19 protein-coding genes and 1 pseudogene are annotated in these 17968 nt (G+C 41.5%); 12 read left to right on the top strand and 8 right to left on the bottom strand.

Annotated features, from left to right (window positions below; genetic code table 11):
- Positions 1–85: 85 nt before the first annotated feature.
- The 7 genes and pseudogenes from V7K98_RS19995 to V7K98_RS20025 all read left to right on the top strand — a co-directional run bounded on the left by V7K98_RS19995 (position 86) and on the right by V7K98_RS20025 (position 4342).
- A pseudogene (locus V7K98_RS19995) lies at positions 86–424 on the top strand (type II toxin-antitoxin system RelE/ParE family toxin).
- A complete protein-coding gene (locus V7K98_RS20000; RefSeq protein ID WP_335024981.1) occupies positions 417–677 on the top strand; it encodes a helix-turn-helix domain-containing transcriptional regulator in 261 nt (86 codons plus the stop codon). The pseudogene V7K98_RS19995 and the gene V7K98_RS20000 overlap by 8 nt, the downstream one beginning before the upstream one ends.
- A gap of 146 nt (positions 678–823) precedes the next feature.
- Entirely contained in the window at positions 824–1576 is a 753-nt protein-coding gene (locus V7K98_RS20005) for a Uma2 family endonuclease (RefSeq protein ID WP_335024897.1), read from the top strand.
- Positions 1577–1854: 278 nt separating this feature from the next.
- Positions 1855–2175 (top strand): 2Fe-2S iron-sulfur cluster-binding protein, encoded by a 321-nt coding sequence (locus V7K98_RS20010; protein WP_335024899.1) that lies wholly within the window; start codon positions 1855–1857, stop codon positions 2173–2175.
- A gap of 148 nt (positions 2176–2323) precedes the next feature.
- Entirely contained in the window at positions 2324–2500 is a 177-nt protein-coding gene (locus V7K98_RS20015; protein WP_335024901.1) for a hypothetical protein, read from the top strand.
- 103 nt (positions 2501–2603) lie between these two features.
- Entirely contained in the window at positions 2604–3671 is a 1068-nt protein-coding gene (locus V7K98_RS20020) for a DUF3326 domain-containing protein (protein WP_335024983.1), read from the top strand.
- Between the two features lie 77 nt (positions 3672–3748).
- On the top strand, positions 3749–4342 hold the full coding sequence (locus tag V7K98_RS20025) for a CPBP family intramembrane glutamic endopeptidase (protein ID WP_335024985.1): 594 nt from the start codon (positions 3749–3751) through the stop codon (positions 4340–4342).
- Here the strand turns inward: V7K98_RS20025 and purN are convergent.
- A complete protein-coding gene (gene purN, locus V7K98_RS20030) occupies positions 4334–4996 on the bottom strand; it encodes a phosphoribosylglycinamide formyltransferase (protein WP_335024903.1) in 663 nt (220 codons plus the stop codon). The two genes, V7K98_RS20025 and purN, sit on opposite strands and share 9 nt — an antisense overlap.
- Before the next feature lie 233 nt (positions 4997–5229).
- Here purN and V7K98_RS28940 point away from each other — a divergent pair, with 233 nt between their 5' ends.
- Positions 5230–8427: a caspase, EACC1-associated type gene (locus tag V7K98_RS28940; RefSeq protein WP_442940426.1), complete on the top strand. Its 3198-nt coding sequence runs from the start codon at positions 5230–5232 to the stop codon at positions 8425–8427.
- Between the two features lie 318 nt (positions 8428–8745).
- Here V7K98_RS28940 and V7K98_RS20045 read toward each other — a convergent pair whose 3' ends face one another.
- Together V7K98_RS20045 and V7K98_RS20050 are read right to left on the bottom strand one after the other, a co-directional pair.
- Positions 8746–9021 (bottom strand): BrnA antitoxin family protein, encoded by a 276-nt coding sequence (locus V7K98_RS20045; protein WP_335024905.1) that lies wholly within the window; start codon positions 9019–9021, stop codon positions 8746–8748.
- The gene (locus tag V7K98_RS20050) at positions 8990–9298 is read right to left on the bottom strand and encodes a BrnT family toxin (RefSeq protein ID WP_335024907.1); all 309 of its coding nucleotides are present in this window, start codon (positions 9296–9298) and stop codon (positions 8990–8992) included. The genes V7K98_RS20045 and V7K98_RS20050 overlap by 32 nt, the downstream gene beginning before the upstream one ends.
- Positions 9299–9726: 428 nt before the next feature.
- On the opposite strand from V7K98_RS20050, the gene V7K98_RS20055 reads away from it, so the two are divergent.
- Complete coding sequence (locus V7K98_RS20055) at positions 9727–10614, top strand: carbohydrate ABC transporter permease (protein ID WP_335024909.1); 888 nt, start codon at positions 9727–9729, stop codon at positions 10612–10614.
- Between the two features lie 94 nt (positions 10615–10708).
- Here the strand turns inward: V7K98_RS20055 and V7K98_RS20060 are convergent, their stop codons facing one another.
- Positions 10709–11275, bottom strand: a complete 567-nt coding sequence (locus tag V7K98_RS20060) for a thermonuclease family protein (protein WP_335024911.1) — start codon at positions 11273–11275, stop codon at positions 10709–10711.
- 114 nt (positions 11276–11389) lie between these two features.
- On the opposite strand from V7K98_RS20060, the gene V7K98_RS20065 reads away from it, so the two are divergent.
- Together V7K98_RS20065 and V7K98_RS20070 are read left to right on the top strand one after the other, a co-directional pair.
- Complete coding sequence (locus V7K98_RS20065) at positions 11390–12136, top strand: ferritin-like domain-containing protein (RefSeq protein WP_335024913.1); 747 nt, start codon at positions 11390–11392, stop codon at positions 12134–12136.
- Positions 12137–12223: 87 nt separating this feature from the next.
- Entirely contained in the window at positions 12224–12571 is a 348-nt protein-coding gene (locus V7K98_RS20070; protein ID WP_335024915.1) for a winged helix-turn-helix transcriptional regulator, read from the top strand.
- Between the two features lie 165 nt (positions 12572–12736).
- Here V7K98_RS20070 and V7K98_RS20075 read toward each other — a convergent pair whose 3' ends face one another.
- Genes V7K98_RS20075 through V7K98_RS20090 form a run of 4 tightly spaced genes read right to left on the bottom strand, consistent with a single transcriptional unit; the run spans position 12737 to position 14604 of the window.
- Positions 12737–13132, bottom strand: a complete 396-nt coding sequence (locus tag V7K98_RS20075) for a salt stress protein, Slr1339 family (RefSeq protein WP_335024917.1) — start codon at positions 13130–13132, stop codon at positions 12737–12739.
- Positions 13133–13158: 26 nt separating this feature from the next.
- Positions 13159–13764, bottom strand: a complete 606-nt coding sequence (locus V7K98_RS20080) for a vWA domain-containing protein (protein ID WP_335024919.1) — start codon at positions 13762–13764, stop codon at positions 13159–13161.
- Positions 13765–13819: 55 nt separating this feature from the next.
- Positions 13820–14425 carry a vWA domain-containing protein gene (locus V7K98_RS20085; RefSeq protein WP_335024921.1) on the bottom strand — a complete coding sequence of 202 codons (606 nt, stop codon included), beginning with the start codon at positions 14423–14425 and terminating at the stop codon, positions 13820–13822.
- Positions 14426–14454: 29 nt separating this feature from the next.
- Entirely contained in the window at positions 14455–14604 is a 150-nt protein-coding gene (locus V7K98_RS20090; protein ID WP_335024923.1) for a hypothetical protein, read from the bottom strand.
- Positions 14605–14861: 257 nt separating this feature from the next.
- Here V7K98_RS20090 and V7K98_RS20095 point away from each other — a divergent pair, with 257 nt between their 5' ends.
- Positions 14862–17891: a PAS domain-containing sensor histidine kinase gene (locus tag V7K98_RS20095; RefSeq protein ID WP_335024925.1), complete on the top strand. Its 3030-nt coding sequence runs from the start codon at positions 14862–14864 to the stop codon at positions 17889–17891.
- The last annotated feature ends 77 nt before the right edge of the window (positions 17892–17968 follow it).

Here is a 17968-nt window from a genome sequence, read left to right on the forward strand (position 1 = left end):
CTAAAGTTTGTTGGTGAGTGCAACCATCGCTATATAGTGTATATTGTTGATTTACAGCGATCGCAGAGTTGAAAAAAATTTCACGATGGAAGTTTCACCAAAGGAGATCAGGAGTTACTTAAGCGTTAATGGTATAAATTCTTTCTCTGAGTGGTTTGACTCTTTGCGCGATATAAGAGCAAAAGCTAAAATTAGAGCAAGACTTGACCGAGTATAAGCAGGTAATTTAGGTGATTTTAAATCAGTTGGTAATGGAATTTTTGAACTGAGAATAGACTACAGTTCTGGCTATCCCATATACTTTGGACAGCAAGGCTCAACAGTTGTTATTCTTTTCTGTGGTGGTGATAAAAGCACTCAAGATAAAGATATTGCCAAAGCAAAGGAATATTGGGAAGACTACAGGAGTAGAGATGATGCCTAAAAGTACAAGTTATCATGAAAAACTGATTCAAGATTTAAAAAATCCACTAGAAGCAGCAGCTTATATCGAAGTTGTTTTAGAAGAAGGCGATCCGAAAATGTTGAGTAAGGCGTTGAAAAATGTCATAGAAGCGTATGGTGGAGTTGATCAGCTTTCTGCACAAGTCAAGGAACTCTACAATAAACTTGACCAGATGCTATCAGAGAAACGCGAAATTGAATTTTATAGTCCGAATTCTTTGTTGGATGCTTGAGGTTTACAGTTAGCAGTAAAAGCAAAGTCTTAATACAGGGCGATCGCACATAAATATAAATCAGCAACCCCTATGATAGTAATTACATCTGTGCATCCATCCGCAGCCGTTCATCTGAACATCTCACCCTTAGCCCTAAGAAAATCATGTCAGTTGCCCAAGAATTAGAACCAAAAGAAGATATAATATTTCCGCCAGGAGATATCTACAGTGACGAACCACCATTGGAAAGCGATTTACATCTACGCCAAATTATTCTGTTATTACAATGCCTAGAATTGTGGTGGGAAAACCGCAATGACTTTTATGCTGCGGGGAATTTGACAATTTATTATAGCCAACGTCAACTTAAATCAGAAGAATTTCGCGGCCCAGACTTTTTTGTGGTGCTAGGATGCGAAAAGAAACCCCGTAAAAGTTGGGTGATTTGGCAAGAAGATGGTAAATATCCGAATATTATTGTCGAGTTACTTTCACCTTCTACAAAAGCCACAGACAAAGGCTTAAAAAAACAAATCTACCAAGATATCTTTCGCACACCAGAGTATTTTTGGTTTGACCCTAATAATTTAGAATTTGTGGGGTTTCATTTAGTAGACGCTCATTACCAATCAATAGAACCGAACCCCCAAGGTTGGTTATGGAGTCAGCAGTTAGATTTATATTTGGGTGTGCAGAATAATCAATTACGCTATTTTACAGCACAAGGGCAGTTAGTGCCAACACCGCAAGAATTAGCAGAGCAGGAAAAACAGCGTGCGGACGAGGAAAAACAGCGTGCGGACGAGGAAAAACAGCGTGCGGACGAGGAAAAACAGCGTGCTGAACAGGAAAAGCAACGCGCGGAACGCCTAGCGGCTAAATTACGAGAATTAAATATTGACCCCGATCTTCTATGAAAATTGATTTATTCTAGATGATCCTGATGACGTTTTCTCGCTAATACCAAAAAGCAGACTTACAGATACACTCTCTAAGGAAACGCGATCGCGCATATTTGTTTGTATTAAATTTAACTAATTTATTTATGTTTATTATAGTAATTAATGTTACTAATATACTAATTATTTGCTACAGTTCCACGATTCAACCTGAATGTATATGGTAAAATCTGGATACTTTTCACTAATTCAGATAAAATAATAACTTTGTCTGTTGCGTCACACTTCCTTTGTATATGTCTAAAACTTACACCGTAGAAATTAATCACCAAGGCAAAATTCATACTTTGCAAGTTCCCGAAGATGAAACGATCTTATCAGTTGCCGATGCTGCTGGTTTGGAACTGCCAAGTTCTTGCAATGCAGGTGTTTGTACAACTTGCGCCGGTCAAATATCTGAGGGAACTGTGGATCAAGCTGATGGCATGGGCGTTAGTCCAGATTTACAAAAGCAGGGTTACGTATTGCTTTGTGTTGCCAAACCCCTTTCTGATTTGAAACTTGAGACAGAAAAGGAAGACATTGTTTATCAGTTACAATTTGGCAAAAGCAAATAATCTGTGAACAGTTATCAGTATATCGGATGATTATTCATAACTGAATAACTGTTCACTGAAGATTACTAAATCTGATAAATAACAGAAGTATTTTATTGCATCTGATATCAGCTATTCTAGAAACTACAAATCAACAGGATTTACTAAGATGACAACTCATTTTATTACCGCAGAAATTGATTTACAAGAAACTCCCGCAGAATTACTAGAAGCAATTGAAACAGAGTTGAAGAAACAAGGTGAACCTCTGCGTTGGGCTGTTACCTCTGTGGATGTTGAGGAACAAAAAGCAACAGTTGAAGCCGTTGTTACAGTTAAGAGTTAGGAGTGGGAAGTGGGGAGATGAGGGAGATGAGGGAGATGAGTTAATAACCAATGCCCAATGCCCCATGCCCCATGCCCAATGCCCCATGCCCAATGCCCTTAATATGCGTCCATACACTGCTATCTTAATTGTACCAACTGGTGTTGGCGCTGCCATTGGGGGTTATGCAGGAGATGCTTTGCCTGTTGCTAGAGTGATAGCACAGGTTTGCGATCGCCTGATTACTCACCCCAATGTCCTCAATGGCGCAAGTTTGTACTGGAATCTCCCTAACGCTTTCTATGTTGAAGGTTACGGACTTGACAAATTTGCCTCTGGATGCTGGGGTTTACGTCCAGTCCGCAACAATAAGGTAGGTTTGCTTTTAGACCAAGGCATTGAGCCAGAATTACGGCTACGACATATACAAGCAGCAGATGCAGTCAGAGCAACCCTGGGATTGACCTTAACAGATTATGTAATTACTGATGCATCATTAAATATAGAATTACGGACTACAGCATCGGGAGCTAGTTGGGGAACAATTGGCAACCCAGATAGTTTGTTACGGGCGGCTGAGATATTAATTAAGAAAGCGGGGGCTGAAGCGATCGCAGTTGTTGCCCGTTTCCCTGATGATATGGACTCAGAAGCAGTACAGAAATATCGCCACGGTGAAGGCGTTGATTCCTTAGCGGGTGCAGAAGCCGTAATTAGCCATTTGCTAGTGCGAACCTTTCAAATTCCTTGCGCTCATTCTCCCGCCCTTTTGAGCGAACCTCCACAACCTGATTTATCTCCCCGTTCCGCCGCCGAAGAATTGGGCTATACCTTTTTACCCTGTGTCCTTGTAGGATTAAGTCGTGCCCCACAATTTATAATAGATAAAGAAGCAATCGGATCGCAGCAAGAAGATATTTGGGCTGATGAAGTGGATGCTGCGATCGCACCTGCAACTGCTTGTGGTAGCAGTGCCTTAATGAGTTTAAGTCAAAAACGATGCCAAATAATTACAGTAGAAGAAAATAAAACTCTGATCAAAGTTCCCCCCCAACCGTTGGGAATCAAAGTTATACAGGTAAACTCATATTTAGAAGCTGTAGGTGTATTAGTAGCTCACAAAGCAGGCATCAACCCCTCTGCTCTCCGTCCCAAATTATCACCTTTGGAGTCATTAGTCATTAGTCATTAGTTATTTTCCCACAATGCCCAATGCCCAATGCCCAATGCCCAATGCCCAATGCCCAATGCCCAACTCTTAAAAAACCCGTGATTGAAAAACACAAGCAAGAGCCAGAAATTCCAAACATGACGCGCATCCAAGTACTTGGAGCGATGGGAGTGACTGCAATCATTTTGTTGATAGTCGCCAAAGTGTCGTTGCACCTTGGTAACTTTTCTCTATTTTCTTGGAAGTGGGATGAAAAGGATTTGCTGTTGGGTGTAGGATTGGGGTTTGCGATCACCGCGTTAAGTGGTCTAGCTTATCGTGTTTGGACTCCCTACCGTAAAAGTGCAGATTATTATCTAGAAGTGGTACTAAAACCCTTAGCTTTACCAGATTTAATTTGGCTGGGCTTGCTACCAGGTTTAAGTGAAGAATTGTTATTTCGGGGTGTAATGCTGCCAGCTTTAGGCTTCGATAGTCTAGCTGTAATTGTATCTAGTGTTTGTTTTGGCGTTTTGCATTTTAGTGGTTCCCAACAATGGACTTATGTGATTTGGGCAACCATTGTCGGGATGATATTTGCATATAGTGCCTTGCTCACGGGAAACTTATTAGTGCCGATTGTCGCGCACATTATTACCAATTGGACTTCTAGTTATTTTTGGAAAATGTGGCAATTGCGGCAATTAAGTTAGACTGAGTGTAGCTTTTGATGAAGAAGCTGCCAGAGCGATCGCTAATGGTAAAATTCGATGTTCCTGAATTTGAATCCTGGCGTGGAGTGTTTCTGCTGTATCATCCGGCAATACTGGGACTGCGGCTTGCATCAATATTGGGCCACTATCCATTTCTAAACAAGCTATGTGTGCCGTACAACCAGTGATTTTTACCCCAGAAGCCAAAGCTTGTTCTACAGCATGGATTCCCTTAAAACTAGGTAACAAACTAGGATGAATATTAATAATTTTGTCAGGAAAGGCATCAATAAAAACTGATGTTAATAATCGCATCCAACCCGCCAAAATCACCCACTCTACATTATAGTGACGCAATGTCTGCACAATTTTCTCATCTAACTCTTCTCTACTTTTATAGTTGCGGTGATTCAATAAAACAGCTTCTACACCTCTATTCGCTGCTCTGACGGCTGCTTTTGCCGAGGGGTTATTGTAAATTAGAACTTGAATTTGAGCATTTAGCTGTCCATCTTGGATAGCTTGGGCAACTATATCAAAATTGGTGCCATTCCCAGAAGCCATAATTCCCAGTTTTAAAGGGGCGACTTGTTCGCAAATATTGCTAATGCTGGGAGAAACTAAGCTAAGGGTAGAATCAGGGCGGAGAGTCATAAACAGCTAAGAGGGAAAGTTATAGATGCAAAAAAATATGTACTACTAAGTCGTGGTTGGATAATGATACTCTAGCAACCTAGATTTTTATTACATAAATAGCTAAAATTTTATGCTTTGATTAAATTTTGCTGTAAACATTTAGCTCATAACTAGCCCAATTGATATAGGTGATATTCTAAAACTCAGAGATTAAAGCCGCACAGGATTCGATCGCAGCATAGGTGAGTTAAATGGCGAAGGTCGCGTTACTAATTGGGGTCAGTGAGTATGAACCAGGGCTAAACCCTTTGCCCAGTGCAGTTAAAGATGTGGATGCAGTGTATGAAGTGCTGCTGCATCCAGAGATGGGCGGATTTGCTGCATCAGATATTAAGCTGCTAAAAAACCCTGAGCGACAAATTGTAGAAATTGCGATCGAAACGCTGTTCTCCGGTCGGCACAAAGATGATTTGCTGTTGCTGTACTTTTCGGGACACGGCATAAAAGACGATCGCGGTAGGCTGTATTTGGCGACTCGCAACACCAGTAAGACGCAGCAGGGCGAATTGATTCGCTCAACGTCGGTATCTGCTAATTTTATTCACGATCGCATGAGCGAAAGCCGTTCCCGTCGGCAGGTGGTAATCCTGGATAGCTGCTTTAGTGGCGCGTTTGCTGAGGGAATGTCTGCCAAAGATGTCGGCACAATTGACATCCAGGAGCAGTTAGGTGGTGAAGGACGAGCCGTGTTGACTTCTTCTACTTCAACTCAATATTCGTTTGAAGAAAAGGGGCAAGATTTATCAATTTACACTCGTTTTTTGGTTGAAGGTATTAAGTCAGGAGAAGCCGATCGCGATCGCGATGAATTTATCTCCATCGATGAACTTCATGAATACGCAAGTCAAAAGGTGCGAGAAGTTCAACCGGCGATGAAGCCAGAAATCTATGCAATTCGAGAAGGCTTTAAAATTCGACTGACAAAGGTAGCTCCGGGCGATCCTAGACAGCGATACCGTAAAGAGGTGGCGCGATTTATTCATCGAGGCGACATTTCTTTTGTTGGTCGTCGCACATTAGATGTACTGAGGACTCGCTTGGAATTGGAGACAACTGAAGCGAAGGCGATCGAAGATGAGGTATTAGAACCGTATCGCAACGATTTCCGCGAAAAGCTTCAGCAGTATCAGCAAGTGTTCACTGAAGTACTGGAGCGAGACGAGACAATTACAGATAGCGATCGCCACGATTTGCAAAATCTCCAGCAAATTTTGGGGCTGCGGAATGAGGACACGATGCCGATTGAGGCACTAGTGACTGCACGGTTTAAAACACATCGGCAAAACCTACAAATTTATGAGCAGGCGTTTACAACGGCACTGCGGCAGGAGTTTCCCCTGAGTACGGCAAGCCGCGATCGCTTACGGCAAACCCAGCAGCAATTAGAACTTGCGGATAGAGATATTGCGGCGATCGAATCTCAGATTACGGCTGAGGTAGAGGCATATCACCAGAAACTCCAGAACTACCAACGGCTGTTTTTTACTGCCACGCAGCAGGAATATCCTCTTAGTGAGGCAACCCGGAATGATTTACGTCAACAGCAGCAGCGCTTGGGACTGACGGATGTAGATATTGCACCAATTGAAGCGCAAATCACCACGCAGATTGAAAGCTATCATCAAAAACTCCAGCAGTATGAGCAGGCCTTTGTGAAGGCGACGCAGCGTAAGCATTATCCAGATGAGGTGACGCGGAAGCAGTTGCAGCAAACCTGGCAGACGTTGGGGTTGAGTGAAGGGGATGTGGGAGCGATCGAGAAGCGGATTAATGCGGAGATTGAAACGCATCAAGCAAACCTGCGGCAATATGAGCAGGAGTTTACAGAAGTTGTTGAGCAAGAATATCCGCTCAGTGCTTTCAACCGCTCTCAACTAACACAACGTCATCAAGCCTTGAATCTGGCTGCTGAGGATGTGACTGCAATTGAAAATCCAATTGTTGCTGCGATCGAAGAACATCAGCAAAAGCTTCAGCAGTATGAAGAGGTGTTTAGAGAGTCGATGCAGTTTGAATATCCTCTCAGTGACGTTACTCGTGAAGAGTTGCAACGGTTTCAGCGAATTTTAGAACTAAATGATGCCCAAACAGCTGCGATCGAAGCAATTATTATTCAATCATCTTCAGAAGCAGAATATCGGAAAGAGCAAGAGATAATTAGACAGCAGCAGGAGGCAGAGAAACAACAAGAAGCTGTACGCCTAAAGCAACAAGAGCTAGAAAAACAACAACAAGAAACTGTACGCCTAAAGCAGCAGGAGGCAGAAAAACAACAGCAGCAAGAGGAAGCAGAATCTCGCCAAAAATTACAGCAGTATATTCAGCAGCCAAGCCGTACTCAATCCACTCAATCGATTCAAGAGCGAACCACTCAACCAACTCAAGAGCGAATAACCCGACAAAAGTTTTTGAAGTGGGCTGGTTTGGGAGGTGTAGGTTTGGTGACAGCAGTAGTAGGTAGTGAAATTTTTAAGGGTCAATCACCGACACCTGAACCTGCTAATCAACCTACTAATCAACCTACTAATAAATCAACAACTATCTCTGTACCTGAACCTAAATATATTCTCTTTAAGTTTGAAACGGTAACGGTAGATGAAAAGGGACAGGTAATTAAACGAGAGCCTAACAAGCAAGCTAAGTTCTTTAAGGAGGACTTAGGCAATGGCATAACTTTAGATATGGTTGAGATTCTTGCTGGCTCTTTTAATATGGGTTCACCACCCGGTGAAAATGGTCGAGCCAAAAATGAAGAACCACAGCACGTTGTGAATGTACCTGCTTTTTTTATCGGCAAGTTTGAAGTGACTCAGGAACAGTACCAGAAAATAATGGGTAGCACTCCGTCCAAATTCAAGGGAGCAAAACGTCCTATAGAGCAAGTGTCCTGGAATGATGCAGTAGAATTTTGTAAAAAGCTGAGTCAAAAAGCTGGGCGCGAATATCGCCTACCTAGTGAAGCAGAGTGGGAATATGCCTGTCGTGCAGGAACAACGACACCATTTCACTTCGGCGAGACGATTACAACTGAGTTAGCTAACTATGATGGAGATTCCACTTATGCTTCTGCACCAAAAGGAAAAAATCGTCAAGAAACAACACAAGTAGAAAGTTTTCTACCCAACGCCTTTGGATTATACGATATGCACGGGAATGTCTGGGAGTGGTGTCAAGATACTTGGCATGACAGCTATAAAGGAGCGCCCAGTGATGGAAGTGCATGGATAGATAATGATAATCAAATTCGGATACTGCGGGGCGGTTCCTGGCACGACCTTCCTAGAAACTGCCGTTCCGCGTCCCGTAACCTCAACCTTCGGGTGGGGCGCGACCTCATCCACAGCAATCTTGGTTTTCGTGTTGTCTGCGCGGTTGGGAGGACTCTTTAGCCCTTTATACTCTAGCTCTTTTGCCCTCTACCCTTCTTTCCTTTACCCTTTTTGAGTGTAGCGAAGCGGAACAATCTAATTTAAAAAAAAAAACAGAATGGATAAAATTAGGATTAGGTTTAAGCTAAGGTAATTTCCAGAATAAAAATTACCACACAACATCATTCCAACGTAGAGGGAAAGAGGTATTCACTCTCCTAATCGGTAAAATTATTTTGAGAAATCACCTAAAAACTCCAACTAGAGATAATTATGAACCAAGAGTTTACCCAAGCGATGCCTCAGAAGTTCAGCTATTCCACAGCATCAATTTACTGATTATCGATGAGCTTCCATATATGCTCGCAGTAAGGTATTGATGTGCGTTTGATAGCCCTGTCCTTGCGATTTAAACCACTCTAATACATCACTGTCAATGCGTAACGTCACCTGTGCTTTATTTTTTGCCGCAGGTAAACCCCGTCTAACTGTTGCCTTAGCAAATAGTTCTGGTGTAATTTCTGGGCAATCTGATAAATCAATGTCTTCATCGCTCATTGCATCAAGCCGTTGCCAATCAGTCTTAGAGTTGCTCGAAATAGATTCGTTGCTCATATTTGGTTGCCTTTCTTGCAGAAATAATCCGCCTTAAATCATCACGCTCTGTATGGACAACAGCAACTACTCGCTCTTGTAACAAGCCAAACGTGACGAAACGCTGCTCTCCGTAGCTGTAGCGGTCATCTTCAACCGTCACCGTGTCTCCATCAAATACTGCTGGGATATCGATAAAATCGATTCCGTGCTTGCGAAGATTAGTAAAACGTTTTGCTTCATCCCATTCAAACTCCATCACATAAATACAGCTACGCTTACCTGATTGTAACGACAAATTGTAGTTACAGCCACTTAGCCAAACGGATCTGCTGCGCTTTGAAATTAAGCTACTATAGGAATAATATTTAATTTTTGAACAAAATTAGGTATTGTAACGTGTGTTAGAACGGAGTTCGTAACGCACTATTATCAAGGGTTTGATGCGTTACGCTGTCGCTAACACATCCTACGTATATTTTCAGAAATCAAATACTAGTCCTATATATTAGTACGAATGATTGCGTTAAAATTGCATCTGGGATTGGTTTGAGTTTGCAGAAAAATAGCGATGTTTAAGTAAAGATCCAACTAGAGATAGTTATAAATCAAGAGCAAACCCCAAGCGATCGCCTACGGCTGTAAACTACGCAAATGCTGGTAAAAACCAAGCTAAGGGTAAAATCAGGGCGGAGGATGATAAACAGCTAAAAGGAAAAATTATAAATGCAAAAAAAAATATATAGTACTAAGTCGTGGTTGGATAATGATACAGCAGCCGCCTGGACTTTTCTGACACCAGCACTAATTTTACTAAGCGTTTTTATCATTTGGCCGATCGCTTATTTGTTTTACCTCAGCTTTACTGCTGGTAGTTTCACCTTAAAAGGTACTTATTGGATAGGCTTAAAAAACTATTGGCGTTTGCTACTCGATCCCGACTTCTGGCAAGTTTTGGGTAACACCTTTTATTTTACTGTTGCTACCATTATTCCCAGTTTAGTTATTTCCTTGGCATTGGCAGTCCTATTAAACCGCTCTATTCCCTTGCGGGGCATCCTGCGGAGTGCTTATTTTCTGCCTTCGATTATTTCACTTGTAGCAGCCGGTTTAGGATTTCGCTGGCTGTTTCAAACACCAGGGCCAGTTAACGGACTTTTAAATTTTTTTGGCATTCCAGATATACCCTGGCTAGGAGACACATTTTGGGCAATGCCAGTAATTATTTTAATGAGTATTTGGAAACAACTGGGTTTCAATATGGTAGTTTTTTTAGCAGGCTTGCAAGCAATTCCTCCGAGTCGTTATGAAGCAGCAGATTTAGATGGAGCAAATGCTTGGCAACAATTTTGGTATATTACTCTGCCTGGATTGCGCCCTACGATGATATTTGCAATCATCACTACCGCGATTTTTACGTTGCGGAGTTTTGAGCAAGTTTTTGTGATGACTGGCGGTGGCCCAATGAATTCTACTAATTTACTGGTTTACTACATTTATCAAGAGGCTTTTGGTCAATTTGATTTTGGTTATGCAGCAGCAGCAGCGACGTTATTACTAGCAGCGACAATGATATTAGTTTATTTGCAACTAAAAACTTGGAAAGATGAGTAAAGGAGGCAGAGAGAATTTTGGGAGTTGTTAAATTATCCCGCAAATATGCAATGCCAAAGAATGTAATGTATTCAATTAGAAAAAGCTAGAGTTTTTATTTCTTTGATAGGGTGCGATATTCCCAAGGATTAACAAATTTAGTGTCACTCCAAATACCAAGGCGTTGTTCCTTGGCTTGGGCTTCAGCTTGTTGAACTAAGTCTTTGCTAGGACACTTGTTTAAATAAGGACGATACACTTTTGCCAATCCTTCTTGTAACAATACCTGCTGCACAAAAGTGCCATTTTGTAAACGAACTTCGGCAATTTTGCGTCCATAGCGATCGCTATCTGTGATATTCAAAGTCACGCGATCGCCTCCTTGTTGCACCAGTTGCTGTACCCGTTCTTGGGCTTTTGCACCCCAAGTAAATTGATTGCGATCGCTAGTGCGTTTACTCTGCTTTTCTTTGTTGGTATGAGCAATTTCTGGCGCATCTACACAAGCGAATCGCACACTAAAGTTTTTGCCATTGGTATCTTTAACTACTATAGTATCGCCATCACTGACTCGCTCAACTGGTTCTCCAGAATTACCAGTAAAGCGATCGCAGCCCATTAAACCCAAAATTATGACGGTTGCACAAAGCCAAAATCGCACTGGTTTCGTTAATTTATCCATCCCAACTTACCTGCATTACCTCTGTGGGATGATACTAGCAAAATGAAAAGATATATTTGTTAACTGTTGACATAATAAGAATTGTAACCTTCCAATTAGCAGTGGCAATTTCTGATGAATTTCTTAACTCACATTCTGCATCTAGCTGGTTCAGGTGCTTTTGCCTATTACTCTGCTGCTCAAATTCGTGATTTAAAAACCCGTCCCAACATCCTTGCGGGGTTTTATTTCGCTGAATCTGGTTCTGTGCCGTTTTTATCTACACTTAGCGATCGCGCCGCAGCCGAAGGCGATACATGGCTAGCCGAAAAACTAGCAAAACACGCATCCGATGAAACTAGGCATGGTAAAATTTTTGCCCACGCCCTACAACAGTTGAATAAACAAGTTATCGATTTTAAGCGTCAACCCCAAACTACAACCACAAACAAATCACAACAGCAGCGTAGTCCCTTTTTCGCAGCATTCTTTGAAGGCTATAGCCAAGAACAGCTAAAACCAGCTGTAATTGATTGGGATGTGTTTATGGCTAGCACATACATTCTTGAGTTAGATGCTAGTAAAGACTTTGCACGAATGGCGAAAGTATTACCTGATAACGATGCAACCAGTCGGAATTTGAAGTTAGGAATGCTAAATATTGCTCAAGATGAAACTGGACATGCAGCTTATCTCTACGAAGCAATGATGCGACGGATGCCTACTGCCAAAGTGGAAAAACTTGTAGATATGTGGCGAACCCGCAAAGTAAACGCGGTGTTAGCAATGGTTGGTGGTATCCTCCAGCGTAACGGTGAAACGCGATCGCTAGTCCAAGATAGTGCGCCGTCAGAAATCGATTCTGAGTTGATAGCTACGTAATTATCAGCATCGTTTGTTATGAAAAGTAAAAGGTAATTAGCGCTACTATCCAGCAAACCTAACTAAGATACTTCTTAAAAACTGACTATGAAAGCTGAAGCAGAAAACAATCTCAGGCTGACTTGTGAAGTAGAAACTACCCTAAAGGTAATTGGCGGACGCTGGAAAGTTTTGATTATTAGAGAATTAATGACTGGCGTAAAACGTTTTGGTGAGTTGCAACGGGCTTTACCTGGAGTTACGCAAAAGATGCTAACCCAACAACTTAGAGAAATGGAGCAAGATGCTATTATTCATCGAGAAGTTTATCCTCAAATTCCACCAAAAGTAGAATATTCGCTGACACCATTAGGAGAAACTTTGCAACCAATTCTCTATGCTATGCATGAATGGGCTGTTGAACATTTAGCTTTAACAAATCATCATCAATACTGATTACAGGTGAATTGCATTAAAATGTGTCTTTATTTTGAATTTAGGGATTTCCAAGGAATAAATTATCCCAAAAAACGAACCACAGAGACACAGAGAACACAGAGAGAGGGGAGATTAAGAGGATTTTTACGTCAGTTTTGGAATATTTTTTTATTTGGAAGTCCCTTATTCGTTGTTTCTTAAATATTCAATCGCTGCCTCTAATTTAGAAGAGTAACTTTCAGCAAACCTTTCAAACCAAAGTCCTTCAGAAGAAAGCGGATCTACTTTAACTAACCATTCTTTTGCCTGTACTTTCAAAACCTCTAATTGTTTGGCTTTGAGTTTTTCTTGGCAAATTCGTTCTTGTTCTAATCCTTGCTGTTTTTTTAACTCAATAGCAGCATCCTCTTCTGCAAAATCAGCCTTAATTTCTGCCAAAAGGTTATCCATGAAAGATGCCGACTTTGGCGATGATGGAATGAACGATTTAGCTGTGGTTGATTTTGACTGCTGCTGTTTTGGTTGCACTTCTTTATATTCACCTTGGAGTTCAGCTAACAGCTTATCAATGGAATCCATTTTTGCAATTCCTCTAAATGGTATAGCTAGTCATTAATGGCATTGAGCAGTACTTCTGATAAACTCATATCTTCCATATCTTCCATAGTAATAGTGTCACAGATATCAAACTTAGCACCAGCACTTTGAAGTTCATCATCTAAGACTTTTAGAAAGCGAGTAGCTTGTGCATCTGTGCCGACTTGAATGAAGGAAATAGCTAATTCTTCATCTCTATCGATGCGGCGAGAAGCTTCAATAATTACCTTCATGACTGCTTTGCGATCGTCCGGTTCACCATCAGTAATCACTAAAATTGTTTCACCATTTGGTTTTGTTTGACCGGCGGCTTTGCGTTGCAAGTAATCATCAGTTGCATGTTTCAACACACTTGCCAAATCGGTTGTCCCAGAGGGATCATTTTCTCGGAAAATTTGCGGTACTATGCTGGATGTAACATTTTCGTATCGCTTAAATTTACCAGAAAATACATAGATAGTAATGCCATCTGGATCAAATTGCTCACATTTGCTAGCTAAAGCTAAAGTAGATTCCTGTGCCGCAATCCATCTGCTTCTACCACCCTTTTGATCTTGGGTTGCCATGCTGCCGCTTTTGTCGATAATTAAGGTATAGTCACGATTTTCTAGCATTATTCAATTCTCCAGTTAATAGTCAAGATTTAGGGAACTATGGGCAATTAACCCATTAGTCAGTTATTGCGTTTGTCAATACATCTAGAAGACTCATTTCTTCTAAGTCGTCTAAAGTAACCGTGTCGCAAATGTCAAATTTAGCGCCGACACTTAGCAACTGATCGTCCAAAGCTTTGAGGAACTTAGTCGCTTGGGCATCTGAACCTACTTGAATGATCGAAATTCCTAATTCTTCATCACGCTCCATTTGGCGAGTAGCATGAATGATAACTTCAAATACAGCTTTGCGATCGTCTGGTTCACCATCGGTAATAACTAAAATCGTCTCTCCGTTTGGCTTACTTTTACCGGCTGCTTTGCGTTGAAAGTAGTTATTGAGTGCATCCTGAAGTACACCTGCTAAGTTTGTCGTTCCAGCCGGGTCATTTTCAAGAAATATCTGTGCAACCTTGGCTGAGGTGACATCATCGTAGCGTTTAAATCTACCCGAAAACACATAAACAGTGATGCCATCGGGGTCAAACTGTTCAGCCTTTCTAGCCAAGGCGAGTGTAGACTCTTGGGCAATCTCCCATCTACTTCTACCACCCACTTGGTCGGGTGTGGACATACTACCACTTTTGTCAATGATTAATGTATAGTCGCGATCGCTCATCATAATTTTCCTCTAATTGTTACCTTGCAATTCTAGTCTAACTCCGTTTTTTTACCAGTAAGTAAGGCTTTTAAGCTTTTGTATAAATTCTGCAACTTCCAAAAACCACACCACAGATGATGAGTGCGTTGGCGTAGCCCGCCTCCGGCATCGCCTAGTACAGCACGGCGTAAATAAGCCACCCATTTAAAATCGCTTGAAAACGCTCAAAATTAAAGATTGATTTGGTTGTTGCATCATTACTCATTATTTAGCCTGGGAATAATAAATAGAATGATCCTGACACTCACAGAGCTAAATAAACCTGCCCTCGACAAATCTCACCTTGGCTTGAGCTTCTATTCAAGTCTATCCCTCTCCGACTTGGATAAAGACGATTTTTCGTAGTAAAACCAGGGAGAGGTTTCTTTATTGCTTAATTTTAGAGATAAATTCCAGTATGAACAATCCTAGATTTCTAAATAACTCGGCACAAAAACACAACACGCAGCAGCAAAACTTCTCCCTGACATTTCTGCATCAGATAGTCAATGCCATCTCTGACCCCATTTTTGTTAAAGACCGTCAACATTGCTGGGTATTATTTAACGATACCTACTGTGATTTTGTCGGTCATAGCCGAGAAGAATTAATTGGCAAGTCAGACTATGATTTTTTTGAGGAAGCAGAAGCTGATGTGTTTTGGAAAAAAGATGAGCTAGTTTTCACCACAAATATTACTAATGAGAACCAGGAACTTTTGACCGATGCTCAGGGTATAACTCATATCATCTCTACCAAAAAGTCTTGCTTTGAAGATGAGACTGGTAATAAATTTCTAGTGGGTAGCATTCGAGACATCATTTTACAACGTGAAGCCGATAAATTTCTCGGTGCGACTGACAGAGTTACTGAGATTATGCAAACCTGTGAGGCACTTGAGAAAACCTTACAAGAACTACGCCAACAAAACGAAGAATTAGCGATCGCTCGTGAAACAGCAGAATTAGAACGTCAGCGTTACCAGGATTTGTTCGATCTCGCTCCAGATGCTTACTTGGTGACTGATATTACTGGCATCATTCAAGAGGCTAACTATGTAACCGCAGCTTTATTATCTGTAAGACAAAACCATCTGATAGGTAAACCATTGATCCTTTTTGTCGCCCAAGCAGACCGCAAAACCTTCGTCAAGAAACTAGCAAGTTTACAACAAGTGCAGGATTGGGAAGTCTATCTAGAGGCACGAGGAGGTACAACCTTTCCTGCTAGTGCGAAGATGGTTGCAATGTATGATTCGCAAGGTCAGCAGGTTGGCTGGCGTTGGTTAATTTGGGATATCAGCGAACAGCAAGCCATACTGCGCGATCGCCAGCAAGCAGAGTCAAATTTACACCGCATTAATGCTGTACTTCAAGCTCAACAAGAAGCTTCCATCGATGGAATTTTAATTGTTGATGAAAATCGTACAATCGTATCATTCAATCAGAAATTCTCCCAGCTATGGCTAATTCCTGCGGCACTGATGCAAACATCGGATGCTCGCCAACTCGTAGAATACTTACTAGAGCAACTAATAAATCCAGACGAATTTCTGGCTAAGGTGGAATATCTTTACCAGCATCCAGAAAAAAGCAGTCGTGATGAAATTTCCCTCAAGTCTGGAAAGATTTTTGACCGTTATTCTGCACCTGTGTGTAAACACCAAGGAGTTTCCAGTGACACATCAGATATCGGAGACTATTACGGTAGAATTTGGTACTTTCGAGACATTACCGAATCCAAGCAAGCAGAGGCAGAACTTAGGGCTTCACAGCAAAGACTGGCATTGCTGATTGAACAAACACCTTTAGCCATTATTGAATGGAATACCAAGTTTGAAGTTCAGACATGGAATCGGGCAGCAGAAAAAATCTTTGGATACACTACAGAGGAAATACTGGGGAATCCTTTTGAGATAATAGTACCTGAAAACGCCAGAAAGCACGTAAATGAGGTTATCACAGCCCTCTTAAACCAACGTGGAGGAAGTTTTAGTGTCAACGAGAACATCACTAAAGATGGCAGGATAATGGTCTGTGAGTGGTATAACAACCCGTTGGTAGCCCCTGATGGTGAGGTGATTGGCATTGCTTCAATGGTGTTAGACATCACTGAACGCAAACGCGCCGAAGAAGAACAGCAAAAATTTGTAGCGTTGATTGAAAACAGTAGTGACTTTATTGGCATTTCTTCAATGGAAGGGCAAGTCGTCTATGTGAACCCTAATGGACTCAAGATGATGGGACTTAGTAGTTTGGAAGCAGCCAAAACCAAGTCAGTGGCTGATTTCCATTCACCAGAAGCTTTTGCAGAGTTTCACCAACAAATTCTTCCTTTGATGCTTCAACATGGTTTCTGGCAAGGCGAATTTCGCCATAGACATTTTCAAACTGGCATAGAAATTCCGACTGATTGTAGCCTGTTTATGGTCAAACATCCTGAAACAGGAGAGCCTTTTTGTCAGGTAGCTGTTGCTAGAGATATCACAGAACGCAAACAAGCCAAAGAAGCCCTGCTAAAGTCGGAAGCGCAACTAAGACAACAAGCCGAAGAACTTAAAGTTGCACTCCACGAACTTCAACACACTCAGACTCACTTAATTCAAAGTGAAAAGATGTCTAGCTTGGGTCAACTAGTCGCAGGAGTGGCACACGAAATCAACAACCCAGTCAATTTTATTTATGGCAATCTCAGCCCTGCCCAGGAATACACTCAAGATTTACTTTCACTTTTGCAACTCTACCAAACTCATTATCCTGAACCCATGCCAGAAATTGAGGATTTTGTAGAAGAAATCGAACTAGACTTTTTGAAATCAGATTTGCCACAAATAATCAACTCGATGAAAGTTGGGGCAGTCCGTATTCGAGAGATTGTGCTTTCCTTGCGAACTTTTTCGCGCTTGGATGAAGCAGAAATGAAAGCTGTTGATATCCATGAGGGAATCGATAGTACTTTGATGATTTTGCAAAGCCGCTTCAAGGGTAATGACCAACGTCCAACAATTGAAATAATCAAAGAATACGACAAACTACCTCTGATTGAATGTTATGCTGGGCAGCTAAACCAAGTATTCATGAATGTTTTGTCAAATGCGATCGATGCTTTAGAAGAGAGAGTGGAGAGTGGGAGGGAGGGAGACAAGGAGAATAACCAATGCCCAATTCCGACAATTAGCATTTGCACTCAACTACAAGAGCCAAATCAGTTAACAATTAGGATTGCCGATAATGGATTGGGAATACCTGAAGATTTGAAAAAACAACTATTTAACCCCTTCTTTACCACCAAACCCATCGGCAAAGGAACGGGGATGGGACTTGCCATTAGCTACCAGATAATTACAGAAAGACATGGTGGTTCCTTAGAATGTATTTCGCAGCCAGGAAAAGGTGCTGAGTTTGTGATTAAGATTCCGATGATTCAAGATAGTCAATGTAATTCGTAATAGAGCCTCCGGCACGCTCCGCGAACGTAATTCGTAATTCGTAATTCGTAATTTTAAGAGTTTTACTCGATTAATGT

Origin of the sequence: Nostoc sp. (assembly GCF_036917435.1) — a bacterium.
In the GTDB taxonomy this organism is placed as follows: domain Bacteria; phylum Cyanobacteriota; class Cyanobacteriia; order Cyanobacteriales; family Nostocaceae; genus Nostoc.